Source organism: Advenella sp. S44 (genome assembly GCF_002810445.1).
Classification (GTDB): domain Bacteria; phylum Pseudomonadota; class Gammaproteobacteria; order Burkholderiales; family Burkholderiaceae_B; genus Advenella.
In genome coordinates, this window is sequence record NZ_NEXS01000003.1 from 513,525 (window position 1) to 537,259 (window position 23,735).

Genomic DNA, 23,735 nt, shown 5'->3' on the forward strand with positions numbered 1-23,735 from the left:
CTAACTGCCGGCGATATTCAGGCGTTTGATAAGACTGCCCCAGCGTTGCGTTTCCTGATCAAGAAATTGTTTGAACTGCTGCCGATCGCGAACCTGAATGACGGTGCCCAGACCTTCGATCTTGTTGCGGGTTTGCGAATCCTGCATCGCATCTGCGATGGCGCGGCTGATTTCTGCCTTAATGGTTTCAGGGGTTTTGGCGGGAATGAATACGCCGAACCAGCTGCCGGCCAGAACATCCGGGATGCCCGACTCGGCCATGGTCGGGACTTCTGGATGACTGGGCACACGTTTTTGCGCGGCCACGCCCAGGACTGTCAGTTTCCCCTGTCTCACATAGGGCATCGACTGCATGGTGTCAAAGTACGCGTCTACCTGTCCGCCCAGAAAATCGGCAATTGCAGCCGAGGTGCCGCGGTATGGGACGTCGGTGGCGCTAATTTTCGCTTTGTCCTGGAAAAGCGCAGCTGCAAGATGCGGGCTGGAACCAATCCCGGCGTTGGCAAAGGTGAGCTTGCCGGGATTTTTCCTGGCGTACTCAACCAGCTCGCTGACAGATGTGACGGGCAACGACGATCTGGCGTACAGAACATTCGGCGCTTCGGAGATCTGCAGTAACGGTTCCAGGTCTTCTGGCTTATACGGAAGGGATTTGAGCATGAACTGATTGGTAACCATGCCCACGCTTCCAATCAGCAACTGATAGCCATCCGCTTTGCCATTGGCCACTGCCGCAGTGCCGATGGCTGCGCCGGCACCGGGTTTGTTCTCCACGACCACAGGCTGCTTCCATGTCTGGCCCAGTTTGTTGGCCAGTATGCGCCCGATCTGGTCTGTGATACCGCCAGCGGAATAAGGAACGATGATTGTTACTGGTTTCTCGGGAAAAGCGGCTGCATGCACCGAAGCTGCAGGAATAATGGCAAGCATCGCGGCAAGGCAAGCGGCTTGTTTCATGTTTGTCTCCTGTTCGTTGTTTTTATCGATTCTATTTCAGGTACAGCTGTTTTGATATGTCAAATATGTGATATCTGAATAATGCATTGTGTTATATCTCGCGCAATTGAATCGATTTATGATGAATGGGCACAAACAAAATCATCTGAAGCTTACGGAGGCATCTATTCATGGCATTTGAAATCAATGAGCTAATCGCAGAGTCGAACCGGGAATTCGCCGAAAGCGCGCGTCGTCTGATTCAAAGTGAATCGTCCCTGACCAGATTGCGACGCATGAGAGATAACGCCCCGGGTTTTGAAAAGCTGATGTGGAGCAAGCTTGCCGATGCAGGCTGGATCTCGGCCATCATTCCCGAGCAAAGAGGGGGGCTCGGGCTGGGGCTTGATGCAAGCGCGGCTATTGCAACCGTTATTGGCGAGACGCCGATTCCCGAGCCGTATGCCGCCGCCGCTGTCATTCCAGTGCTCGCCCTGCTTGAGATTGCGCCCTCCGATTCTGTAGATGACCTCTTGAGGCGCATTGCGCAGGGAGAGCTGATTTGCGGCTTGGCTTGGCAGGAAAAAGCCGGCGAGCTGAATGTAAGCGATGTGGCCACACGGCTGACGCCAGAAGATTCGCTGTTTCGCCTAAGAGGACGAAAAAAATGGGTCAGCCCTGGCAATGGCGCAGATGGATGGCTGGTCCCGTGCTCACAAGACGGGGAAGATATTCTGGTGTGGGTCGATCGTAACGACGAAGGCGTCAAAGTGCAGAGCGTGCGTCGGATTGACGGTTCGTTCATGGCCCATCTGACGTTTGATGTTGTGGTCTCCAGGGAACGTATTCTTGCAAGCGGCAGTACCGTCAGACTCGCGCTGGACAAGGCGCTTGATGCGGGCCGATTTGTTGTCAGTCATGAATTGCTGGGTGTTTCCGCACGTGTGTTCAATATTACGCTTGAATATCTGAAAACCCGGGAGCAATTTGGCAGGCCGATTGGAGCGAACCAGGCATTACAGCATCGGATGGTTGATGCCTATATGCATATTCTGCTGTTGTCGGCGTCCCTGAAGGAAACCTGGACTGCCTATTACAAAGGCGATATCACGCTCTCGGCCATGGCCAGTTTGGTCAAGGCACGCGCCAATCAGGTTGCAGTGTCCGTCTCCAGTCTTGCCGTCCAGCTGCATGGCGCGATCGGCTATACAGATGAACTCGATGTTGGTATTTACCTGAAACGCGCCCTTAATCTGTCTGCGTGGCTGGGTAATGAGGACAGCCATCGTCTTCGCTATATCAGTGGCCAGCTCAATGTCCAAAGCCATGACAGCGAAACAGCGGATGTCGCTCCAGCAGATCATAACGGGGATCTGAATGCGATGACCGACAGGCAGTTTGCGTCCATGGTACGCCAATTTCTGGCGGATAATTATCCGCCGTCTTTGCGGCATGTTGCACGCAGGCTGTACTGGTCTGAAGTCAGAGACTGGTATCGTTTGCTGTCTGACAAGGGCTGGCTGGCGCCCGCCTGGCCCAAGGATTTCGGAGGAATGGGACTGACGCCCGAGAAGCAGCTTATTTTTTTCGAGGAAATGGAAAATTATGGTGTGGCCCGGCTGCCCGACCAGGGCATCATCAATCTGGGACCTGTCCTGATCAAGCACGGCACAGCAGAGCAACAGCAGACATATCTGCCTAAAATCTTGTCAGGAGAGCATATCTGGTGTCAGGGCTATTCTGAGCCGAACGCCGGATCGGATCTGGCTTCTCTGAAAACCGAGGCCGTGGCCGACGGTGATGATTTCATTGTCAATGGACAGAAAATCTGGACAACCCTGGCCCACAATGCAACACATATCTTTGCCCTGGTACGAACAGACAAGACAGTCAAGAAGCAGGCGGGCATCAGTTTTCTTCTGATTGATTTGTCCTCTCCCGGCATTACTGTGTCGCCCATTACCAATTTGCTGGGGGATCAGGAGTTTTGCGAGGTGTTTTTCGATGAGGTCAGAGTGCCGCAGGCAAATCTTGTCGGCCGGCTCAATGAAGGATGGACCATCGCTAAAGCCTTGCTTGGATTTGAACGTATTTTTGCAGGAAGCCCGCAGCAGTCACAACATGCGTTTTCCATACTGACTACGCTTGCCAGGCAGGAAAATCTGTTTGAAAGTGAACATTTCCTGCAACGCTATGCACAATTGCGTATGGACATTGCAGATCTGGAAAGTCTGTTTTCAATGTTTGCCGGATACGTCAAAAACGGCATTGACCTGCCGCCGTCGATATCGCTGCTTAAAATCTGGGCGACGGAAACCTATATGCGAATCGGCCTGGCGCTGGCCAGCGTGGCGCATGAGCACGGGGGCGAGTTTGACGACACGCGCTATGAAGATGATACGGTGATCAATAGCCTGGCTCCATTCACCCACTCCATGGTGACAACCATTTATGGTGGTACAAATGAAATACAGCGCAATATTGTTGCCAGACATGTGCTGAACTTGCCAGTCTAATCGAGCGCAGCAATGAAACGTGACAAGCGTCGCGGTCCAGCAAGACGACAGAAAGACTTTTTTGCTCAGAAAGCAGGTAGCGGCAACGCCACGGATACCACCGCCGACAATGACCATGTCACTTTGGCAGTGATAACTCATACGTTGCCTTTTTCGTCAGTTTATACGGCTGCCGAGACGATGATCTCAACCAGCAGCTTGGGCGAGGCCAGTTTGGATTCACCGGTGGCGCGTGTCGGTGCGGCGCCTTCGGGAAGCCAGCTGTCCCAGACTTCGTTCATGCCGGCGAAATCCTTGTCAATATCCTTGAGCCAGATTTGGGCGGTCAGCAGTTTGTCTTTGGATGAGCCGTGCGCTTCCAGATATTTTTCAATTTTTGCCAGAATGCTGCGTGTCTGGCCCTGTACGTCCTCGTCAGGATTATCGGCTGTCAGGCCACTCAGAAACAGAGTGCCGTTGTATTTGACGACGCGGCTCATGCGCTTGTTGGTTTCGAAACGTTCTATAGATGACATCGTTTACTCCTGTGAAAAAATCAGAATTCAGAATTGGTGGCACAAGCCAGTTCGGATAGTGTAACCGGCTTAAGCGGTGCGCGTATCCGGTAATAGCCTACCTGAGAGTGCGTAACCTTCAATTGGTCGGCAATCACTTCGGTCACCGTGAGCCCGCACATGCGACCCTGGCAAGGCCCCATCCCGCAGCGGCTGAATGACTTGGCCTGGTTCGGCCCCATACAGCCTTGTTTAACAAACTCGCGGATTTGCCCGGCAGTCACTTCTTCGCAGCGGCAAACAATCGTGTCGTCCCGGGGGATCCGGTTCTCGCGTTTGGGCTGGTAGGCGGTATCCAGAAATGGGCGCAGCGCCATATCCTTATTCAGTTGTGATAGCAATGCTGTGCTGCGGCTCTCAACAGACGCCGATTGCGTCGGGTTTAATTGGGCGTCTACGGCCAGTGCAGCAAGCTGGCTGCGGGTAACGGCAGCCTGGGCGCCGGCAATGCCCTGGCCGTCACCGGCAAGATAAATACCGTCAAGGTCTTGCAGGCGGCCCCAGGCATCCGCTTTGGGGATCCAGCATGCGCCTGTTTCGGACCAGTCGTGGGCGGCGCGCAACAGCCAGGTAAACTGCGTATTGGGAACGACGCCCTGGTGCAGCAGAACCAGGTTGGTACCTAGCTCATGGGTTTGCCCCCTGTGTTCAAATGTGATTGAACGCACGCTGGCCTTACCCAGCACGCGCAGTTTTTGCACGCCACGGTAAAAGGGAATCTTTTTTTTCTTAATGGCGTTGATCAGGGACAGGCCCTTGCGGATGTCACCGAATGCAGCAAGCCCCTTGAGCAACGCCGGACTCGCCTGAAAAATATCCCGGCCCGAGCTGGTGTCCAATACAGCGGTAATCTGCACATTGGCCCGCAAGTACTGCCAGCAAATCAGATAGAGCAGGGGGCCACAGCCGGCAATCACAACGGGTGTGGCCGGCACCGTGCCGGACCCCTTGAGCAATACCTGTGCGGCGCCGGCGCCCATGACGCCAGGCAGGGTCCAGCCGGGAATGGGGAAGGGGCGTTCCATGGCTCCTGTCGCCAGAATCACTGCATCGGCCGTTAGCGTATGCGTTTGCCCCTCGTGCAAATAATGAAGCTGACGCTCGCGTGTCAGGTTCCATACAGAGGCGCCACGCAAATGTTGTGCACTGCTGGCAGCAAACTGCGCGGCTACGGTGGCGCCCGCCGCATAATCGGGCCCCAAAATGCCGGCAAGTGCGGTTGATGAATTCATGATGTTGCGCCAGATCTGGCCGCCGACTTGTGCCTGTTCATCCAGAACGATGACCGAGTAATTCCAGTTTGCCAGTTGGGCGGCTGCAGTCATACCGGCAGGTCCCGCGCCGATGATGGCGACATTGGTATGAGTACTCATTGTTCTTCACCTGCCTGGATCACCGTAAACGCGGTCTGGCCCTGCTGCATCCGGATAACCATGCCGTCTTCGATGGTTGTCATGCAGCTTTGCCGGTTTTGCACGCCATTGATCTGCACCAGACATTCGAAGCAGACACCCATCTGGCAGTAAGGCGCTCGGGGCTGCCCGCTGACCGGCGAGTTGCGAAAATGCAGAACCTGGTTTTGCATGAGTGCCGCGGCTACGGTGATGCCTTTGGGTGCGCTCAGTTGTCGGCCTTCGAAATCAAAGGAAACGGTCTGGGCAGATGCCTCGCCTCTATTGGTATGTACGGTTCTGAAAAGTAACCTGTTCATGATTGATCTCTGTTCAAATTGCAGAAGCGCTGATTGGAGAATGGGGCGATGGTTTGGGCAGCGGCGCCGCGCAGAATCCAGTCGGGAATTGTGAATACATGATTGGCCGCCAGTGTAATGCCGCTGTGACAGGTCACCACGTAGGCGCCGGGCATGTCGGACGATTCCTGATAGATCGGCATGCCGTCGGGCGACATGATCCGCAGCGCCGCCCAGCATCGGATGATGCGCATGTCGGCTAGCGCAGGAAAATAATCGATGGCCCGCCGGGCGATGTCTTGCTGTAATGACAATCGTGTTGTGTCGTCATATCCCACGTCTTCCATCGAATCGCCGATCTGTATCGTGCCTTCATTCGTCTGCCGCACATGCATGGTCGGATAGGCCAGGAAAGGGGCACAGCGCTCGCCGATCATGACCTGCCCCTGATTCGGTTCTACCGGAACGTGCAGGCCGACAAACTGGCCCAGTCGCTTGTTGCCCAGGCCGGCACAGAGTACAATTTTCTGTGCCGAATACTTGTCGCCGCTGCCAGTGGTGACGATAAAGCGGCCCGCTTGATGGCCAATCTGCTCGACATGGCTGTTGTATCGGTAATCAACGCCCAGCTGGCGTGCCGCCTGCTGCAATGCCGGCAGCAGTTTGAGCGGATTGACATGGCCGTCCATGGACGTATAACAGGCACCGATCACTTTGGGGCCGATTGCAGGAATGTACTTGCGCACTTCTGACGGCGACATGAATGTGTAGTCATACTTCTCGTCTACCGAGGCCTTGATGCTGTGCATCAGTTGCCGCTGGGCGTCCATGTCGGCCTGGTTGGTAAATAAGACGAAGCCCCCCGGTTGCTGCAGATACGCATCGATTCCCGTGCGTTGCGTCAGTTCGCTGGCCAGGCTTGGCCAGTCGCGGGCCGATTGCAGGGTCCAGCGGGTATACGCAGAAAAGCCGTAGCCTTTTCCCTGCACCCACACCAATCCGAAATTGCCGCGCGATGCGCGAAAGGCGGTGTCGCCTTCGTCCAGCATGATGACTTTGGCATTGCGACGGGCCAGCCCGAAAGCCACGCTTGCGCCGACGATACCGCCGCCAATAACAATTATTTCTGTGTTGTGCATTTCCACCGTTCCCAATCAGCACGCTATCCAAACCTACCAGACGGACCGCGAGATCATCATAATTACGGTCGCAATAATCAATATTGCCGACACTGATGTGGCTAGGGGGTCTATGGTTTGCGCAATAAGCTTGTACATTCAGACCGGCAGTGTCGTTGTGCCAGGTGTTGTAACGAAGACCGACATGGTGAGTTCATCGCAGGACTGAATAAATAATAGCAGCCAGCCGCCGGTAAGACCCGGCAGCGCCGATAGCGATATGATACGACGAATATGCTTGCGGTTTCCCGGCGCCAGGCCATCACGTTGCCATTTCAAAGAAACCCGCTTCAGGGTAACCTTGCGAATCCATGCCGGCCGATGAAGCCAGAACAAAGCGCAGGGAATCGGGAGAAAGGCAATGACAATGATATGTCTCATTGTCAGCCAGAATACCAAACATGCAAACGCAGCGATCTCATCCAATAACGGCGTTGCTTTATGCTGCCTTGCGCAGTTTCCTCAGGACGATTGGCACCAGCAAAAACAGCACCGCTACGGTCAGAATGACAATTGAAATGGGCGTTTCGACTAGCACGGCCGGGTTGCCCTGTGCTGCTGCCAGCGCGGTTCTGAGCTGATTCTCGGCCATAGGGCCCAGAATCAGGCCGATCAGGATCGGCGCAATGGGAAAGTCATAAACACGCATGACATATCCCATCAGGCCGATGGCGACCATGCAGGCCAGGTCAAAACTTGACCCCGATACGCCCCAGATGCCGATCATGGCAAATACCAGAATCCCGGCGTATAGTTGCGGCTTGGGGATAAGTAGCAGTTTGACCCACATGCCCACCAGCGGCAGGTTCAGGATCAGCAGCATCACGTTGCCGACATACAGCGAGGCGATCAGCCCCCAAATGAGTTCGGGGTTGGAGGTAAACAAAAACGGACCCGGCTGCAGTCCGAAGTTCTGGAACGCTGCCAGCAAAATTGCCGCGGTGGCAGAGGTAGGCAGCCCCAGCGTAAGCAAAGGCACCAGCACCCCGGCTGCCGCTGCGTTGTTGGCCGCTTCGGGGCCGGCCACGCCTTCAATGGCGCCTACGGTACCAAATTCCTCTTTCTTTTTGCACAGTTTTTTCTCCAGCGTATAGGACAGCATGGTCGGAATTTCGGAGCCGCCGCCGGGCAACGCGCCCATCGGAAAGCCAATGGCGGTGCCGCGTAGCCAGGGCATGTAAGAACGCTTCCATTCTTCCTTTGTCATCCAGATTCCGCCCTTGATTGGCAGGACCTTGTCGTGTTGATGCCGGTAGCGGCTGGCAACGTAAATAATCTCGCCAATCGCAAACAGAGACACCAGCACGACAGTCAGTTCCATCCCGTCCAGTAATGCGCTGGCGCCGAATGTCATGCGTGGTTGTCCGGTCATTTTGTCGATACCGATCACTCCCAGCGCCAGGCCGATGAACAGGGAGATAAAGCCGCGCACCCTTGAGGCGCCCATCACGACAGCTACAGAAGTAAAGGCTAGAAAGGTCAGGGCAAAATAGTCTGCGGGCTTGAAGTAAAAGGCGATTTCGGCAATGGAGGGGGCCGCAAATGTCAGCAGCATGGTGGCAATGGTGCCTGCCACGAAAGAGCCGACGGCGGCCGTGGCCAGGGCGGCAGCGCCACGCCCGGAGCGCGCCATTTTGTTGCCCTCTAGCGCAGTCATCATGGAGCCGGACTCGCCCGGCGTATTGATCAGGATTGATGTGGTGGAGCCGCCATACATGGCGCCGTAAAGCACGCCGGCGAACATGATGAAAGCCGAGACGGGCCCGACCGATACGGTGACCGGCAGCAGCAGGGCGATGGTCAGGGCCGGGCCGATGCCAGGCAGGATGCCAATGGCGGTGCCCAGCATCGAACCGACCAGTGCCCAGAAAAGGTTCATGGGTTGCAGGGCAATGTCAAAGCCTTGCAGCAATAAGCCGAGGGTGTCCATTCAGAAGCCTGCCAGGGGAAGAAAGCCGCCGAGCTGCAAACCCAGGCGTGAAAAAAGAAACCAGCATACTGAACCGAGAATGGCGCCGGTAATCAAGTCCATGATGATTTTTTTCGAACCGAAAGCGCGGGCCACCAGCATGAATGACAACATGGCGGTAACGGGCAGGCCAAGCACTTGCATAGTCAGCGCGGGCACGATGGTTGCAGCCAGCGCAGTAAAAAAAGCCCGCTTGTCCATGGGCAGATGGCCGCTCGCATTTTCCGTATCCTGCGCCTCGAAGCGCTCGCCGCGCGCGATCTGAATCAGTAGCAGGATACCAAGCAGAAGCAGGCCGCCGCCGGCGACGGTGACAAACATGCCTGGGCCGATGGCGGCGTACTGCGCTGTCGCTGGCAAGGTGGTGGTGGCATACAGGCAGACGCAGCCTAACAGGACCACGGCGATGCCCAGCCACCAGGGCCGGGCACCCCCACCTACAGGCGTTGCCGCCGTTTCGTTTTCTGGCGACTGCGATTGCTTATTGTGCAAGGCCGGCGTCCTTCAGGATTTTGTTGATGCGGTCATTTTCTTCTTTGATAAAGTCGCCGAAATCAGGACCCGCCAGGAAGAATTGATCCCAGCCCTGTGTTGCCATTGTCTGCTTCCAGTCGTCGCTTTCGTTCAGCTGGGTAAAACGGTCGACCCACAGTTTGTAATTATCTTCAGGCATATCGACGGAACCGAGCACGCCACGCCAGTTCGCCAGTTCCACATCGTAGCCGGCTTCCTTGAAGGTGGGAGCGTCCAGTCCTTCCATGCGTTCTGCGGAGGTAATGCCCAGTATTTTGACTCGACCAGCCTTGGCAAATTGCTGAAATTCGGAAATGCCCGAAATGCCAGCCTTGAGCGTGCCATTGACAATGCCCGTAACCGTATCGGCGCCGCCGGCCTGCGGAATGTAATTGAGTTTGTTGACTGGTGTATCGCTGGCCTGCGCAAACAGGGCCAGGGCAATATGGTCAACTCCCCCTGCCGAACCCCCGCCTACCGGCGTGCCGCCGGGATTTTCCTTAAGGGCCTTGGCAAAATCGGCCAGCGTTTTGTATGGGGAATCGGGGCGTACTGCAAGCACCAGGTATTCGGCCGTCAGGCGCGCCACCGGCTTGAACTTGGACAGATCAATCGGCGATTTGTTAAGGGTGATCGCACCCACGGTAATGGCACCAAATATCGCCAGATTATCCGGTTTGCCGGCCGTGCCATTCTGGAATTCGGCCAGGCCGATGGTGCCGCCTGCACCGCCTTTGTTGGTGAAGTTGACGCTGCCGGTATAAATGCCGGCTTTGCTCATGGCCGAGAAGGCCTGCCTGCCGGTGCCATCCCAGCCGCCGCCAGGATTGGCTGGCAGCATGACGCTGACCTGCGCGCTGGCTGTTGCGGCAAAGAATGTGGTGGCCGCAATGCACGACCGTAGAATGCCTGATAGTTTCATGTCCGCTCCGAAGGGTTTTGTTGTAATTGACAATTATTCGGGAAGAATAGGTTGGATCAGGATGTATTGTCAATAAGGGAAATGGAGCGGGCAGCCAGCACCGGCGTCAATGCGTGGCAAGGAACCGCGCAAGGCACTGTCGGTTTTTACACGCAGTGCCGTCCAGCGGCGGCATTCGTTTGCTTTATCGTGGTGCTCAGCCGGCGTTTCTGGCCTTGAATGCCCTGGCGCTCAGTCCTTCCTGGACACCCATGTGTTCCGGCGCGACATCGATCACAAGTGTACGAATACAGGTATCCGGTACGTTCAGGGTGGTGGCGGCTGTCTTGTTGATTGCTTCCATGAAATTGGCCTTGAGCTCATCGTTCCTTCCTGCCAGCAGGAAAGCTTCGATATTGACAAAGTCTGCCCCGATCTGGCCGGCAACAATCGAATCCTGCTGTTCAATTTCCTGCAGGGATATACGGATGCTGGGCAAGGCGGCGTTCAGCGTTTGCTCTATGACTTTGGTGGCATTTTGAAGAAAAGCGGTTTTCTGTTGCTGGCTGCGGCCGGCAGTGACCTGGACTTGAAGAATGGGCATGATAGCTGTGTCTCGTTATTGAATGAAATGTGGTAATGAAACGGGGACAGGGTTCGAAGCTGCATCTGTCACCTTTTGCGATTGTATCGAAAAGCGGCTCGGATGCCATCCGTTGACGAATTTACAGTTTCTTTAAGGTGACGAAAATGAGGGTAGCGCCGCTTCAACAGTGACCGTTGTTGCTGTACCCACGGACCGTCCTGCCTTGATCGCGCCTGTGAATGCATTGTGCGTATCGGGCCAACTTTTATTTATCGACAACGGCCGAAGGTGCGCCGTTTTATGTCCGAATGTCGCGCCCGACCAATCGAGGCAGTGTATGTGACACGATCGGTTGGACAATCTGCACGGCGCGCCGCTGCGCTGTGCAGATTCTGCGTTCGCAGATGATCCGGCGCTCGCCGGTTGTGAGCCAGGAATAAATGCCATAAAGGAAGGGGCGCTGTAAGAGCGCCCCTTCTTTGAATGTCAATAAAGCAAACAGACTACAGCGGGTTGCGCAGCGCATGAACGGCCCGCTCCAGGATCTGGCGCGTTCTGAATTGCACCAGCGCCTGCCAGTCGGGATCGACGGGAAAGAAAAAGTCCAGCAATCGTCGTTTGATTTTTTGTCCTTCGGCGCTGGCCGGATCACCATGCAAATGCAGGAAGTGATCTGCCAGCAAGGCGGGCTGGCCCACTTGCTGACTGTCATAGGTGCCACATTCGACAACCAGCTGGGTAAACTGGCGGTCACTGAATAGCTTGACCATGGCGGCTGAGGTATAGCCGGTAGCAGCCGCCGAGATGCCGGTATCGCTGGCGTTGTCGGCCCCCGTAATCACGGTGTATAACCATGGACCGTATATGGATTGGGCTCGCGCGATGCCAGGGTACTGCTGTTCGGCAATGGCCATCAGCATGGGATGGCCGAACGGACCCGCTCCGGTGTGCAGGTCAAAGCTGATGATCTCCGTGGCGTGCGTAGGCAGATGATTTTTCAGGACTTTATGCAGGGTCAGATTGGACCAGCTTGGTTTGTCTCCACCGTAATACAGGCCGTCCCGGTGACGATACTGCCCGGCTTCGACAATGTTCATGAGCGCCGCATAGCCCTTTTCTCGCACCATCTGGTCCCAGCGCTCGTCCCGTGCCTGCCGTCTGGCAGTGTCGCGAATGTCGGTCGCAAACAGATCATGTACTGCTTCGTATCCGGGATTTGCCGGCAATGGCTGGTCAAAATCCAGATAGTTGCGGTTCAGATCCATATTGTCTTCATTTACCCGTCGTTTCCACGATGTGCCCCAGGGGTTGATCAGGTGGATAAACAGGATGCCCACGCCCGCCGCCGGACTGACCTCCTGTTCCAGCAGGAAGCGGGTCTGGCAGATGGAGCCGTAGTAGCCTTCCACGCCATGGGTGCCGGACACCACGACCAGCCATTTGTCGGCATTGGGGTCGCCGGCTACCGCGACATCAGTACACAAATTCTCATTTTCCACGCCCTTGAGCGGATGCGGGTAGGAATGCAGCAAGGCGCCGCGATGATGGGCGGCCTTCAGGAAAGAGGCCCGCAACTGCGAGTAGGTCAGCTGGTCGGGCGCCAGGCGGAAAATAGGCAAATCGGCGGAGTCAAAGCGGGTCATGAGCGAATTTTTTGGCCAAAAGACAAGAAAAACATGGGTTTGGAGCAAAATCAGGGAGCGGGCGGGCAATTTATGCAAAAATCTCGTGTCCGCGCGTTGTAACCTGCTTGCAATCCCACCGGAGAAACAGGGACAAGGCGTTATACTACTGCAATCATTTTACGATATGTTTCCTGGGGTTAGGAATGAAGAAACTTTTTGTTGCGGCAGTGCTGGCTGCACTATTGCCCACGGTGGCGTCTGCTGCGCCCGTCAAGCTGCGTCTGGGAATCGATCCCACCTTCGCGCCTTTTGAATCGGTTAATCCGCAAGGCGAACTGGTGGGTATTGATGTCGATATGGGCAAATCCATTTGTAAACGTATTGAAGCCGACTGCGAGTGGATCCGCATGAATTTCGATGGCGTGATTCCGGCCCTCAAGGCCAAGAAAATAGACGGTATTCTGTCAGGTATGACAATTACCAAAGAGCGCGAGAAGCAGGTGCTGTTTTCAGATGTGATGTACGCTAGTTCCACTCGCCTGATGGTTCCCGCCAACAGTGATGGCCTGGATACGACTGCCGAATCGCTTAAAGGCAAGACCGTGGGCGTGGTGCAGGGCACTACCCAGGCCGCCTATGCCGATAAGCACTGGACAGGCAAGGGCATTAATCTGGTTTCCTACCAGAATGACGATCTGGCAAAGCAGGATCTGGCGCTGGGTCGTGTTGATGCCACGCTGCAGGATGCCGCTGCCGCAACCATCTTCTTCGATAGCCCCGATGGCAAGAATTTCAAGCTCGTCGGAGAGGCTGTCTCTGACGCTGACGTTTTTGGAAATGGCAACGGTATCGGCCTGCGCAAGGAAGATACGGAACTCAAAAACAAGATCGACAAGGCACTTGCTGATATGAAGCAAGACGGTGAATACGCAAAAATCCTTGACGCTTACAAGAAGTACGGCATCAAGGAACACGAATAAGTTTTTCTGACCGGTGCTGCGCGGCCACCGGCGTTTTGCCGGCAGCCGCGCAGTTTGCATTTTTGGGGCAGTCTGGCGCGCCCCGTAATCGATGTCTGGCGGCCGGCGCTTTGTGTCGCGAACGGCAGCATTATTAATAACGATATTTAAGGAACCCGATGCTGTACGGATATGGACCCCAGATATGGGCCGGTACACTCGCAACCTGTCTGCTGACCCTATTGACGCTGTTGTTTTCGATCATCATCGGTATGGTCGGGGCTTTGTGCAAGCTGTCTCCCAACCCCGTACTGCGCTGGACATTCACCGGATACACGACGTTGATCCGCAGCGTTCCCGATCTGGTGATCATGCTGCTGGTTTTTTACAACCTGCAGGAGCTGATCAATTTCATTTGCAATTGGGCCGGCTGGCCGCAATACCAGATGGATGCGTTTTCAGCAGGCGTCACAACGCTCTCGTTTATCTATGGCGCCTACATGACGGAGACCTTTCGCGGTGCGATTCAGGCTGTGCCCAAAGGACAGCTTGAAGCCGGCTACGCAACCGGCATGTCGCAACTGACCGTATTTCGCCTGATTCTTCTGCCGCAATTGATTCGCTTTGCCTTGCCGGGGCTGAACAACAATCTTCAGGTTATCATCAAGGCAACCGCGCTAGTCTCGATTATCGGTCTGCTTGATATCGTGACGGTCACGCAGCAGGCCGGTCGCAGTACCCAGCAATTGTTTTTCTTCAACCTGGTGGCGGCGGCCATTTACCTGTGTATGACAGCAGTCAGCCTGATCGTTCTCTCATGGCTGAACCGGCGCTATTCTGCAGGGGTGCGGGAGGTGCGGCTGTGAGCGAAATACTGGATCGCTACTGGCAAGTCTACCTGGGCTTTGGCATCCCCATGACGGGGCTGGCCATGACCATCTGGATTTTGTTGCTGTCCGTGCTGTTTGGCACCGTGCTGGCCATCCCAATGGCGATCTGGCGCAGTTCTTCCAATCGATGGGTCAGCGTGCCGGTACGGGTTTACACCTTCGTTTTTCGCGGCACGCCGCTTTATGTTCAGTTGCTGCTTATTTACACCGGCCTGTTCAGTCTGAGCGTGGTGCGTGGCACGCCACTGCTCGCGACGTTCTTTCGCGACGGTTTCAATTGCGTCATTCTGGCATTCACAATCAACACCTGTGCCTATATGACTGAGGTGCTGGCCGGCGCCATCCGCGCCATTCCGCATGGCGAGATTGAAGCGGCGCAGGCCTTTGGATTTTCCCGTTTCAGGCTGTACACGAAGATTATTTTGCCCTCGGCCTTCAGGCGAGCGTTGCCGTTTTACAGCAACGAGGTCATTCTGGTTTTGCATTCTACCTCTCTGGCTTTTACGGCAACCGTGCCGGAACTGCTCAAGGTGGCGCGCGATGTCAATAGCGCCACATTCAATTCCTTACCTGCCTTCGGTATTGCGGCCATTCTGTACGCCATTCTGGCAATGGTGCTGGTTGCGCTGTTTCGCAAGGCAGAGAAAAAATGGCTCGGGTTTCTGAAACCCGCCGCTATTTAACAGGTCAGCAACATGGAAAATTTACGCGTCCAGGATATTCACAAACGTTTCGGCAGCAACGAGGTGCTCAAGGGAGTGTCGCTGCTGGCCAATAAGGGCGATGTCATCAGTATTATCGGCTCCAGCGGCTCGGGCAAAAGCACGCTGCTGCGCTGTATCAATTTTCTAGAAACGCCCGACTCGGGCAGAATATTTGTTCATGGCCAAGAGCTGCGCACGGTTCAGCGCAAGGGCACTTTGGTGCCGGCTGATCGCCGCCAATTGCAATATATGCGCACCCGGCTGTCCATGGTGTTTCAGCATTTCAATCTGTGGTCGCATATGACCGTGCAGGAGAACATCATAGCCGCGCCGGTCAATGTTCTGGGCCTGTCGCGCCAAGAAGCGCTTGTCAGGGCGCAAAGCAATCTGCTTAAAGTGGGGCTGGGGCTGGATACCTTGAAAAAGTACCCCATGCACCTGTCGGGCGGGCAGCAGCAACGCGTGGCGATTGCCCGTGCACTGGCGCTGGAGCCCGAGGTAATGCTGTTTGACGAGCCCACGTCAGCTTTGGATCCGGAGCTGGTCGGGGAAGTGCTGCGTGTCATGCAGAAACTGGCCGAGGAGGGGCGCACCATGATTATGGTGACGCACGAAATGGCGTTTGCTCGCCAGGTGTCCAGTCATGTGATGTTTTTGCATCAGGGCGTGGTTGAAGAAGAGGGTGCTCCCGGTGATATTCTGAGCAAACCCAGAAGCGCCCGTCTGGCGACCTTTCTGGCAGGTAATCTCAAATAGGAAAACGGGTTGTCCGGCTTGATTGGACACGTTTCAAATATCAAAACTGAATGCCGGGGTTTTGGCGGGCGCATCTTAAAGCGCAAACCCGATAGCCTGGGTAGGGTGGGCGCGTCTCACACGGCCAAATCAATTGTCTGGCTTTGTTGAGTGTGTCTCAATTAGCGACATCGATGGTCCCGCTAGGCTGGACGCGCCCTGCGGGCCGTCGGCCAGGGCCGGCGAGCACCGGGCTACGTATTATCAACACGCCGTTTTTTTGCCCTAAGCGCAATAAGACGCGAAAACGTCATATTTTTTTAGAATTGCTGCCGTTACATTGTTTACAGACAACTAGTGTACATTAGTAGGGTTACAGGCCGTTTATAAATATAAATGTAAATCGGAATGGCAGTACGCGTTCCCCTGAAGTCCTGTTCTCTCTAAGAGAGAGTCTATATGCAACGTGTCAATATTATTATCCCAACGTTTAACCGTGCCGGGCTAATTGCAGGTGCAGTGGACGCGGCATTGGGTCAGAGTTACCCGAACAAACAAGTCACGATCATCGATGATGCATCTACCGATGATACCCGTCGGGTACTGCAGCCGTATTTTGAGCATCCGGACTTTGTCTATGTTCGTCTTGCGCGCAATATGCATACGGCACAGGCCAAAAATGTCGGCATTGCGCTTTCAATGTCAGATGCCATTACCTTTCATGATTCCGACGATCGGCCCTTGCCTGACAAGGTGCTGATGCAGGCGCGCACCCTTTTCAATACCCGCGTCGTTGCCGACAGTAGCATGAATTGGACGGCCTTTGACCATGAACCGCAGCAGGGGCTGCCGGTTTCACTGGTGCTCACAGAACACGAATTGATCCGCTGGGACGGATCGCGTCTGATCGCGCAAAATGCCCTGCGCCTTGTCGACGATTTTTTCCCCAATATTCAGGGGCGATTGGACCAGTCTGGAGACTGGATCCTGGTCAATGCCGGTCTTTTTCGCGCCCAGGTGTTTAGTCGTTACGGCGGTTTTCGTAATAGTATCGAAGAGGACAGGGATATGCGCAATCGGTTAATAATGGCTGGCGAAGTGGTGCATTTGTTGCCCCAGGTTCTGCTCCGGAAATTCGAGTATGACGATTCGCTGACGATGGCTCAGGCCTCGGACTATCACAGCGAAGGTCGCCAGTCGGACCGCGCCGCGATCTGGGCTGATATTGCCGCATGGCGTCGAACCGGGCAGGTGGCCCCCCAGCCCATTGATCTGTCTGAGTTACGAATCGATTTTATTTCCAATCCGGCTTCGGTTGCCATTTCTGAGGCGATGATGACCCCTGAGACACGCGAACGACTGCAACAACAATTGCAAGCTGCAGGTGTATTATGAAGCGCCTGAAGATTGCTATTGTTGATGGTTTCTGCCCCCGCCCATACGAAGGGCAGACATGGCAGAACGAGGCTATGGGCGGGACAGAGCTGACAGCCGCCCGAGTGGCAGAAGCACTCGCGGTCCATCATGATTTGGTGGTAATGCAGCACTGTCGGCAAGAGGCAACATGCAGCGCTGCCGGAGTGCGCTATGAGCCCGGCGCCGATTGGCGCAAGCTGGCAGGGCAGTGCAGGTTTGATGTTGTCATTATCATCAATTCGCTCAAACTGCTCGCGCTGTGGCACAAGCATGCTTGCGCGCAAACGCGTCTGATTTTATGGCGACATAATTTTACGGGCGCAACGCATAAGCATGCCGCGAACGTGTTGGCCGATACGAATGCGCAAATGATTTGCGTCTCGCACAGTCACAGGCGCCATACGCTGGCCGTGCTTGGTATCACCGAAGATTCGCCGCCATCGGCGAGAATTGGCGTGATCTATAACCCGGTTGTGACCGATCAATCGAAACCCGAAGCCTCGGCGCAAACTGTGGTGGATACCAATCAGTTGCTGTTTGCCAGTTCTCCGCATAAGGGACTGGAGCAGGTTCTGGACAATTTTGCGAAACTGCGGCAACGACTGCCGCAACTGTCGCTGCTGGTCTGTAATCCCGGGTATCTTGAGCGATCCGTTCCAGCGTGTGAGGGGGTGCATTTTACCGGTAAGCTCAGGCCAGCCCAGGTGCACGCGCAAATGCGACGCAGCCTGTGCCTGTTCAATGCGCAAAGCACGTTTGCGGAAACCTTTGGCCTGGTTTTTGCCGAGGCCCACAGCATGGGAACACCTGTGGTAGCGCAGCGCGGTCTGGGGGCAGTCGATGAGGTGGTGGGGCGCAGGGACGGGCAGGCGCTGGATGTGAACGACGAGCAGGCAGTATACGAGTTGGTGGCCAGTTGGCGCGACGGCCGGCGACCGCGCGTGTCAATGAGTCCGACGTTTTCTCTGGCGGTGGTAAAAGCACAATGGCTAAAACTGCTCAATCCAGATGCGATCGCTCCTGAGAGCCAGCAGACCGAAACCGGGAGTATTCCATATGCGATATTCTGAGGCACTGAGCCTGAACGATTCCCATGTGGCAAGTCTGCTTGAGCTTGAACAGTCGCTGTATGCCCGTGCGGCAGATGTGGACGCATTGGGGCTGGATCTGGACGTGGAAATGGCGATGCTGCGCAGCGCCGGCCTGCTGTCGGCATGTGTGCCTCGTGAGTACGGAGGCCAGGGGCTGGGGTGCGAGCATGATGCGCATTCTGTGCTGACGGCATTTGCGACATTGCGCATGCTGGGGCGGGCGACGCTTTCGGTGGCGCGTCTTTATGAAGGGCATATGAATGCAGTGAAACTGGTTGCGTTGTACGGCAGCCAGGCGCAGAAAGCCCAGTGGCTACCGCTAGTCTTGGCGGGCCAGTTGTGGGGGGTGTGGGGCGCAGATGGCGCGACACCATTGAGCGCTACGTTGATGTCAGACGATGCCTCAAAAACACGGCATTATGTGCTGCATGGGCAGAAGGCGTTTGCCTCCGGGCTGGGGTTGCTGGACCAGGCGATTGTGACGTTCAACAGAGGGGCACAGGGGGTCGCCCTGGCATTGGTCAGTGTGAGCGAGAAGCGGCGACAGGACAAGTCTGCCTGGCGGGTTTCCGGAATGAAGGCCACATGGTCGGGTGTCTACGATTTTGAGGGCGTGCAAATCGAGGAATCTGCGCTAATTGGCAGCCCCGGTGATTATGTCAAAGAGCCTTATTTCGAGGGTGGGATCTGGCGATACTGCGCGGCCCATCACGGTGCGGCCGAACAGATTGTCCGGCTATGGCGGACTCGATTGGTGCAAAAGGGACGCGCAGAGGATCCGATACAGTTGACGCGGCTGGCACGGGCACGCGCCCGGCTTGTCGCTGTGTATTCGCTGCTAAGAGATGTCAGTCTGCAGGTAGAGACCTGTCGTGGTTTGCAGGGCCAAAATAACGTGAATGAAGACGATCAGCGCGCGGCTGTAGAGATGGCGCTGCTGGGTCGGGAAATGACCGAAGAGATGGCAGTAGCATTGATGAATGACGCCAGAAAAGCGCTGGGTGTAGAGGCTCATCTGCCGCAATCGGATATGGAAAGAATCTGCCGGGATTTATCAATCTATTTGCGACAGGCAGGCCCCGACGGCAAGTTGCTCAATGCCGGCCGTCTTTATTTGGCCCAGGCCGAAGACAGGACGCGCTTATGGTAACTCCGTTGCATCGCGGGCAGTTGCTGGTTCAGGCGGCACAGGCGCCGGCGGTCTCTGTGCAGGCGCTGGCTGGCCAAGCAAATGTACTGATTCTGTCTCCCCACCCGGATGATGAAACGCTGGGCTGCGCCCAGGCAATAGCTGCTGCCTGTGATTCGGGCCGCAAGGTGTTTGTGGTCGTCATCACCAATGGCAACCTGTCGCATCCGGGATCGTTGCGCTATCCCAAAGCCGCGCTGGCTGCGCTGCGACGGCAGGAGTGTATGAACGCGCTGGATGTCGTTGGTGGCGTCAACGTTGTACCTGTGTTTATGGACTACGACGACCAGTGTGCGCCAAACACGGTGTCAGAGCAGATAGCCTGTATTGCACGGCTGGAGCAACTGGTGCGCGAATGCAAGATCACCGCCGTATGGACAAGCTGGGAGCAGGACCCCCATTGTGACCATCAGCGCGTTGCGCGCCTGGGCGAATTGCTGCTTGCTCGCCAGCCGCAACTGGTGCTGTTCAAGTATCCGATATGGGGTCGCTTCCTGCCGGAGGCACAGGCAGTTGAGGGTACGTTGTATCAATTTACCGGAACGGGCGATCGTAATCGCAAGGCGCGTGCGCTAGAGTGCTACCGCTCCCAGATGACATCGCTCATTGATGACGATCCGCAAGGGTTTGTGATGGCGCCCGAGACCCGGGCTCACTTTCTGGACACCCCGGAGCTGTTCATTTCCTATGACATTGCGGCGCGGGCTCTGGAATTTGATGCGCTTTACATGAACGATTCGGACCCATGGCAGTTTCTGACATCGGAATATGAGAACAGCAAGTATGTGACGACATTGTCTGCTTTGCCCCGGCCGCGCTACCGACGCGCGATTGAAGCCGGGTGCTCTATTGGTGTCCTGACCGAAAAACTGTCCGCGCGGTGTGATGAGGTGATCGGGCTGGATATCTCCGGCGTGGCCGTTGATCTGGCGCGGGCCCGCAACCGTCATATCCCGCAGATTCAGTTTCGGCAGGCGCCATTGCCCCAGGCGTGGCCGCAAGAATCGGCCGATCTGATTGTGTTGTCCGAAATTCTTTACTTTCTCGATGTCATGCAGATCGAGCAACTGGCAGGACAAATCGCCCGAACCTGGGAAAAAAATGGCGACTGTATTGTGGTGAACTTTTCGGGAGATACATGCCAGGCGCTGCACGGTAAGCAGGCGGCCACGATATTTTGCGAGGCCATCAGACGTTATGCGCAGGTCGACTGTGTCCTGAGTCAGACTTATGAGAAATATAGTCTGCTGGTTCTGAACCGGATTGGCGACCCGACGGCTTGAAAAAGGCCTGCAAAGGCCGCAGTGGTTTCGCAGGCAACGGGCAGGACCGTATCTTGTCCTGAGGCGCGAATGACTTATTGGTTCCGACTGGTAACAGTTGATTTGCGCAATATATTAATAATTATCTGGAAGACTATGATTACTACAGAAGATGGCGTGCAGCTGAATGATCACTGCGGTTACGTTGCGCAATTGGCAAACTGCCCATTGTCTTATGTGATTGCTATTCCGGCCAAAAATGAGCAGGCTACGATCGTTGCCTGCCTGGATGCGTGCTGGCAAAGTATGCAGCTTGCGGTCGGGACGGGCAAGATTTTGCTTGTAATCAACAACACCACCGATACTACTCAGGCGCTGGCTGCGGCATGGGCAAGTCAGACAGGCTGTCCGCTTGAAATTGTCAATATTACGGTGGCGGCGCATGCTTGCGAGGCTGGCTATGTTCGCAGAATGGCGATGCAATGGGCTGCGCTTTCGGTGCGGCCCGATGGTGTTCTTCTGTGCACCGATGCAGACTCCCGGCCTCATATTGACTGGGTGTCAGCCAATCTGGCGCAGATTGCTGCCGGCTATGATCTGGTATGCGGCGACATTTTGCTGGATCAATCACACCCGCAATATCAGCAAATTTGCGCCATTCATCGGAAGAACGCGTTGGAAGGGCAGTATCGGCAGGCCAGTCTTGAACTGATCCATCAACTGGATCCAGACCCGGATAACGTCTGGCCACATCACAATCAGGTTTCCGGTGCCAGCCTTGCTATCCGCAGACAGGTGCATGATGAGGTGGGGGGCGTCCCGGCTGTGCCGCTAGCTGAAGACCGGGCTTTGGCGTTGCGGGTGGCTTTGCATGACTATCGCATCTGTTATTGCGATAGGGCCAGGGTGGTTACCTCCTGTCGCATGGACGGAAGGGCGCAAGGCGGCATGGCGCAGGCCTTGCGTATCCGGGCAGGCAATGAGGATTTTTTGATTGATGAATCACTGGAGCCTGCGGATCTGGTGCTGCTGCGTGCGGGCACGCGGGCTACAGCACGCCGGGCGTTGCAGCAGGGACGAAGTCGTCATGATCTGTATGCGTTTCTGAAGATTGAGCCCTCACGTTACGAGACGCTGGACAAAATCAGGCGATTCGGGATGTTATGGCAACAGCTTGAACTGCATGCGTACTGCCTGCGACCCCAACGCGTACTGTATAGCCAGTTGCCGGTTCAACTGAAAAAAATCGAGGCCATGTTGATGCATATGAGTGAGTTTGATATGTCTTGATAAAAATGATTGTTTAGTGCGCCTGTTCAGCGTTTACGCAAGCCGAATGTGAACATATTTTGCAGACATTCACCGCGCCGATATCAGGAAATATAATGATGAAATGGATTCTGGCTATAAGTATTCTTGCCGTGTACGCGAACACCGTTGTGTTCGTTGTGAGTTGGGGCCTCAAATGGTCTGTGCTGCTTGTTAACTGGAAAAAGAACAGGCGGCAAGCAATCACAGCGGTAGATGACGGCGCCACCGCAAGATCAGGCCATCCGGCCGCATTGACCAGTTATGGTGCAGCGTTTTTTTCTGTACATTTGCCCACGCACAACGAGCCACCCGATATTGTCATTAAAACAATAGATTCCATTCTGGCATCCCATTATGATGACTTCGAACTGCTTGTGATCGACAATAATACGAGCGATCCTGATTTATGGACGCCCGTCAGTGAACACTGCCTGCAAATGGGGCCGCGGGTCCGGTTTTATCATTGCATGAATGTCGCCAATGCCAAGGCTGGCGCACTGGATATCGCACTGGGGTTGCGCAGTTGCAGATCGACCCACGTTGTGATTGTGGACGCCGATTACACCGTGGACAGAGATTTTCTGAATCGCGCATCCGATTTGCTGGCACACAACGAATACGACTACATCCAGTTTCCACAATCTTATCGGGGCGAAGGCGCTGCAGGATTGAAATATGAACTGGGCCTGTATTTTGCGACTGTGAGCAGAGCCGCCGATGCGGCCAATACCATGCTGCTGACCGGTACCTTGTCAGTGATTGCGGTCAATGCGCTCAATACATTGGGCGGATGGAAAACGTCGACCCTGACCGAAGATGCAGAAATCGGACTCCAACTGCATATGCGCGGGTTCCGTGGGCGCTATATTGGACAGTCGGCAGGGGCAGGTTTGTTACCGTTTACCTTCTTTGATCTGGAAAAGCAAAGGGAGCGCTGGATTCATGGGAATTTCCAGGTTCTTGCCCGATATTTCACACGAATTATGACCGTGAAAAAAACCTATCTGGTGGCTATTTTATCCCAACTGTCGGCCTGGTTTGCCTTCTTGCTGATACCGATGGTCTTTATGCTTCTGATTCCGTTGTTTGCCGGGTATCAGCCATTGTCGGGCCAGGCTGCATGGGCGCTGGCAATGGCGGCGGCAACGATTATTCTTGATTTTGTGTCCCGGTTTGTCTTTATTCGCCTCTCGGGTTCGAGCACAAAGCTGGCTCAGGTGCTGGATACGTTTGTCGTTTCCTGGGCCCTTGCCGCCAGAAGTTCCATGGCCACCTTTACAGGCAATTTGCCGGCGTCCCGAATATTTCATCGTACCAACAAGAGTCTTTGCGACGATTCTGGCGTAGTACGCAGCATCAGCACGACGGTGGTCGCTATCGTTGGCAGCTTGGCGGTTCTCCAGGGCTTATTGATGGCTCAGCCATCGGTTGTGGTGGCGGGAATATTGTTGGCGCTTATGTTGCCTTTTCAGTGGCTGACCAGTCGGCGATTGCTGCGCTACCGCAATCATTTGCGGGCGCGTTGAGGTCGCCAGGCGATTGCGTCGGATCAGCGCGCCGCGCCAGCGCCGCAAAATGGGAGTTGGCGACTGCACGAGCCGCTGGGCGGTTTTTGTAAGCATTCATTAACCGCCGCCCCGGGACGGCATGCAGGCTCGCATCTGATAACAAAATGAACACAAACCGATACCCAAAGCTGTGCCAGTGCCC

22 protein-coding genes are annotated in these 23,735 nt (G+C 55.4%); 11 read left to right on the top strand and 11 right to left on the bottom strand.

Annotated elements, in window-relative coordinates; all coding sequences use genetic code 11:
* A complete protein-coding gene (locus CAP48_RS06385) occupies nucleotides 1-957 on the bottom strand; it encodes a tripartite tricarboxylate transporter substrate binding protein (protein WP_100695173.1) in 957 nt (318 codons plus the stop codon).
* A gap of 170 nt (nucleotides 958-1,127) precedes the next feature.
* Here CAP48_RS06385 and CAP48_RS06390 point away from each other — a divergent pair, with 170 nt between their 5' ends.
* Nucleotides 1,128-3,452, top strand: a complete 2,325-nt coding sequence (locus CAP48_RS06390; RefSeq protein WP_100695174.1) for an acyl-CoA dehydrogenase — start codon at nucleotides 1,128-1,130, stop codon at nucleotides 3,450-3,452.
* A 161-nt stretch (nucleotides 3,453-3,613) separates the two neighbouring features.
* On the opposite strand, the gene CAP48_RS06395 is transcribed toward CAP48_RS06390, so the two are convergent.
* The 10 genes from CAP48_RS06395 to CAP48_RS06445 all read right to left on the bottom strand — a co-directional run bounded on the left by CAP48_RS06395 (nucleotide 3,614) and on the right by CAP48_RS06445 (nucleotide 12,486).
* Nucleotides 3,614-3,967 carry a RidA family protein gene (locus tag CAP48_RS06395; protein WP_100695175.1) on the bottom strand — a complete coding sequence of 118 codons (354 nt, stop codon included), beginning with the start codon at nucleotides 3,965-3,967 and terminating at the stop codon, nucleotides 3,614-3,616.
* Between the two features lie 20 nt (nucleotides 3,968-3,987).
* The gene (locus tag CAP48_RS06400) at nucleotides 3,988-5,379 is read right to left on the bottom strand and encodes an FAD/NAD(P)-binding oxidoreductase (protein ID WP_100695176.1); all 1,392 of its coding nucleotides are present in this window, start codon (nucleotides 5,377-5,379) and stop codon (nucleotides 3,988-3,990) included.
* Entirely contained in the window at nucleotides 5,376-5,717 is a 342-nt protein-coding gene (locus tag CAP48_RS06405) for a (2Fe-2S)-binding protein (RefSeq protein WP_100695177.1), read from the bottom strand. The genes CAP48_RS06400 and CAP48_RS06405 overlap by 4 nt, the downstream gene beginning before the upstream one ends.
* Nucleotides 5,714-6,835 carry an FAD-binding oxidoreductase gene (locus CAP48_RS06410; protein WP_100695178.1) on the bottom strand — a complete coding sequence of 374 codons (1,122 nt, stop codon included), beginning with the start codon at nucleotides 6,833-6,835 and terminating at the stop codon, nucleotides 5,714-5,716. Before CAP48_RS06410 ends, CAP48_RS06405 begins: the two co-directional genes overlap by 4 nt.
* A gap of 138 nt (nucleotides 6,836-6,973) precedes the next feature.
* Nucleotides 6,974-7,255 carry a hypothetical protein gene (locus tag CAP48_RS20430; RefSeq protein ID WP_242444350.1) on the bottom strand — a complete coding sequence of 94 codons (282 nt, stop codon included), beginning with the start codon at nucleotides 7,253-7,255 and terminating at the stop codon, nucleotides 6,974-6,976.
* A gap of 58 nt (nucleotides 7,256-7,313) precedes the next feature.
* The gene (locus CAP48_RS06420; protein ID WP_100695179.1) at nucleotides 7,314-8,804 is read right to left on the bottom strand and encodes a tripartite tricarboxylate transporter permease; all 1,491 of its coding nucleotides are present in this window, start codon (nucleotides 8,802-8,804) and stop codon (nucleotides 7,314-7,316) included.
* A complete protein-coding gene (locus tag CAP48_RS06425; RefSeq protein WP_242444351.1) occupies nucleotides 8,805-9,335 on the bottom strand; it encodes a tripartite tricarboxylate transporter TctB family protein in 531 nt (176 codons plus the stop codon). It abuts the gene before it with no gap.
* Complete coding sequence (locus tag CAP48_RS06430) at nucleotides 9,325-10,278, bottom strand: tripartite tricarboxylate transporter substrate binding protein (protein WP_100695180.1); 954 nt, start codon at nucleotides 10,276-10,278, stop codon at nucleotides 9,325-9,327. The genes CAP48_RS06425 and CAP48_RS06430 overlap by 11 nt, the downstream gene beginning before the upstream one ends.
* Before the next feature lie 196 nt (nucleotides 10,279-10,474).
* Entirely contained in the window at nucleotides 10,475-10,861 is a 387-nt protein-coding gene (locus CAP48_RS06435; RefSeq protein WP_100695181.1) for a tautomerase family protein, read from the bottom strand.
* 485 nt (nucleotides 10,862-11,346) lie between these two features.
* A complete protein-coding gene (locus CAP48_RS06445; protein ID WP_192871297.1) occupies nucleotides 11,347-12,486 on the bottom strand; it encodes a DUF2817 domain-containing protein in 1,140 nt (379 codons plus the stop codon).
* A 185-nt stretch (nucleotides 12,487-12,671) separates the two neighbouring features.
* Between CAP48_RS06445 and CAP48_RS06450 the strand changes: the two genes are divergently transcribed.
* The 10 genes from CAP48_RS06450 to CAP48_RS06495 all read left to right on the top strand — a co-directional run bounded on the left by CAP48_RS06450 (nucleotide 12,672) and on the right by CAP48_RS06495 (nucleotide 23,551).
* Entirely contained in the window at nucleotides 12,672-13,448 is a 777-nt protein-coding gene (locus CAP48_RS06450; protein WP_100695184.1) for a lysine/arginine/ornithine ABC transporter substrate-binding protein, read from the top strand.
* A gap of 158 nt (nucleotides 13,449-13,606) precedes the next feature.
* Entirely contained in the window at nucleotides 13,607-14,293 is a 687-nt protein-coding gene (locus CAP48_RS06455) for an ABC transporter permease (protein WP_100695185.1), read from the top strand.
* On the top strand, nucleotides 14,245-15,000 hold the full coding sequence (hisM, locus tag CAP48_RS06460; RefSeq protein WP_369806327.1) for a histidine ABC transporter permease HisM: 756 nt from the start codon (nucleotides 14,245-14,247) through the stop codon (nucleotides 14,998-15,000). Before CAP48_RS06455 ends, hisM begins: the two co-directional genes overlap by 49 nt.
* Nucleotides 15,001-15,012: 12 nt before the next feature.
* Nucleotides 15,013-15,777: an ABC transporter ATP-binding protein gene (locus tag CAP48_RS06465; RefSeq protein WP_100695187.1), complete on the top strand. Its 765-nt coding sequence runs from the start codon at nucleotides 15,013-15,015 to the stop codon at nucleotides 15,775-15,777.
* A 438-nt stretch (nucleotides 15,778-16,215) separates the two neighbouring features.
* Nucleotides 16,216-17,151, top strand: a complete 936-nt coding sequence (locus CAP48_RS06470; RefSeq protein ID WP_100695188.1) for a glycosyltransferase family 2 protein — start codon at nucleotides 16,216-16,218, stop codon at nucleotides 17,149-17,151.
* Nucleotides 17,148-18,242 carry a glycosyltransferase family 4 protein gene (locus CAP48_RS06475; protein WP_100696666.1) on the top strand — a complete coding sequence of 365 codons (1,095 nt, stop codon included), beginning with the start codon at nucleotides 17,148-17,150 and terminating at the stop codon, nucleotides 18,240-18,242. The genes CAP48_RS06470 and CAP48_RS06475 overlap by 4 nt, the downstream gene beginning before the upstream one ends.
* The gene (locus CAP48_RS06480) at nucleotides 18,229-19,413 is read left to right on the top strand and encodes an acyl-CoA dehydrogenase family protein (protein ID WP_161495209.1); all 1,185 of its coding nucleotides are present in this window, start codon (nucleotides 18,229-18,231) and stop codon (nucleotides 19,411-19,413) included. The genes CAP48_RS06475 and CAP48_RS06480 overlap by 14 nt, the downstream gene beginning before the upstream one ends.
* Nucleotides 19,407-20,735, top strand: a complete 1,329-nt coding sequence (locus CAP48_RS06485) for a PIG-L family deacetylase (RefSeq protein WP_100695190.1) — start codon at nucleotides 19,407-19,409, stop codon at nucleotides 20,733-20,735. Before CAP48_RS06480 ends, CAP48_RS06485 begins: the two co-directional genes overlap by 7 nt.
* Nucleotides 20,736-20,870: 135 nt before the next feature.
* Nucleotides 20,871-22,004 carry a glycosyltransferase family 2 protein gene (locus CAP48_RS06490; protein WP_161495210.1) on the top strand — a complete coding sequence of 378 codons (1,134 nt, stop codon included), beginning with the start codon at nucleotides 20,871-20,873 and terminating at the stop codon, nucleotides 22,002-22,004.
* A gap of 95 nt (nucleotides 22,005-22,099) precedes the next feature.
* The gene (locus CAP48_RS06495; protein ID WP_100695192.1) at nucleotides 22,100-23,551 is read left to right on the top strand and encodes a glycosyltransferase family 2 protein; all 1,452 of its coding nucleotides are present in this window, start codon (nucleotides 22,100-22,102) and stop codon (nucleotides 23,549-23,551) included.
* Nucleotides 23,552-23,735: the final 184 nt, after the last annotated feature.

Bases quoted from the DNA above. Each gene is read 5' to 3' on its own strand.
- CAP48_RS06385 (WP_100695173.1), bottom strand. From the start codon at position 957: ATGAAACAAGCCGCTTGCCTTGCCGCGATGCTTGCCATTATTCCTGCA.
- CAP48_RS06390 (WP_100695174.1), top strand. From the start codon at position 1,128: ATGGCATTTGAAATCAATGAGCTAATCGCAGAGTCGAACCGGGAATTC.
- CAP48_RS06395 (WP_100695175.1), bottom strand. From the start codon at position 3,967: ATGTCATCTATAGAACGTTTCGAAACCAACAAGCGCATGAGCCGCGTC.
- CAP48_RS06400 (WP_100695176.1), bottom strand. From the start codon at position 5,379: ATGAGTACTCATACCAATGTCGCCATCATCGGCGCGGGACCTGCCGGT.
- CAP48_RS06405 (WP_100695177.1), bottom strand. From the start codon at position 5,717: ATGAACAGGTTACTTTTCAGAACCGTACATACCAATAGAGGCGAGGCA.
- CAP48_RS06410 (WP_100695178.1), bottom strand. From the start codon at position 6,835: ATGCACAACACAGAAATAATTGTTATTGGCGGCGGTATCGTCGGCGCA.
- CAP48_RS20430 (WP_242444350.1), bottom strand. From the start codon at position 7,255: ATGAGACATATCATTGTCATTGCCTTTCTCCCGATTCCCTGCGCTTTG.
- CAP48_RS06420 (WP_100695179.1), bottom strand. From the start codon at position 8,804: ATGGACACCCTCGGCTTATTGCTGCAAGGCTTTGACATTGCCCTGCAA.
- CAP48_RS06430 (WP_100695180.1), bottom strand. From the start codon at position 10,278: ATGAAACTATCAGGCATTCTACGGTCGTGCATTGCGGCCACCACATTC.
- CAP48_RS06435 (WP_100695181.1), bottom strand. From the start codon at position 10,861: ATGCCCATTCTTCAAGTCCAGGTCACTGCCGGCCGCAGCCAGCAACAG.
- CAP48_RS06445 (WP_192871297.1), bottom strand. From the start codon at position 12,486: ATGACCCGCTTTGACTCCGCCGATTTGCCTATTTTCCGCCTGGCGCCC.
- CAP48_RS06450 (WP_100695184.1), top strand. From the start codon at position 12,672: ATGAAGAAACTTTTTGTTGCGGCAGTGCTGGCTGCACTATTGCCCACG.
- CAP48_RS06455 (WP_100695185.1), top strand. From the start codon at position 13,607: ATGCTGTACGGATATGGACCCCAGATATGGGCCGGTACACTCGCAACC.
- hisM (WP_369806327.1), top strand. From the start codon at position 14,245: ATGGCTGAACCGGCGCTATTCTGCAGGGGTGCGGGAGGTGCGGCTGTG.
- CAP48_RS06465 (WP_100695187.1), top strand. From the start codon at position 15,013: ATGGAAAATTTACGCGTCCAGGATATTCACAAACGTTTCGGCAGCAAC.
- CAP48_RS06470 (WP_100695188.1), top strand. From the start codon at position 16,216: ATGCAACGTGTCAATATTATTATCCCAACGTTTAACCGTGCCGGGCTA.
- CAP48_RS06475 (WP_100696666.1), top strand. From the start codon at position 17,148: ATGAAGCGCCTGAAGATTGCTATTGTTGATGGTTTCTGCCCCCGCCCA.
- CAP48_RS06480 (WP_161495209.1), top strand. From the start codon at position 18,229: ATGCGATATTCTGAGGCACTGAGCCTGAACGATTCCCATGTGGCAAGT.
- CAP48_RS06485 (WP_100695190.1), top strand. From the start codon at position 19,407: ATGGTAACTCCGTTGCATCGCGGGCAGTTGCTGGTTCAGGCGGCACAG.
- CAP48_RS06490 (WP_161495210.1), top strand. From the start codon at position 20,871: ATGATTACTACAGAAGATGGCGTGCAGCTGAATGATCACTGCGGTTAC.
- CAP48_RS06495 (WP_100695192.1), top strand. From the start codon at position 22,100: ATGATGAAATGGATTCTGGCTATAAGTATTCTTGCCGTGTACGCGAAC.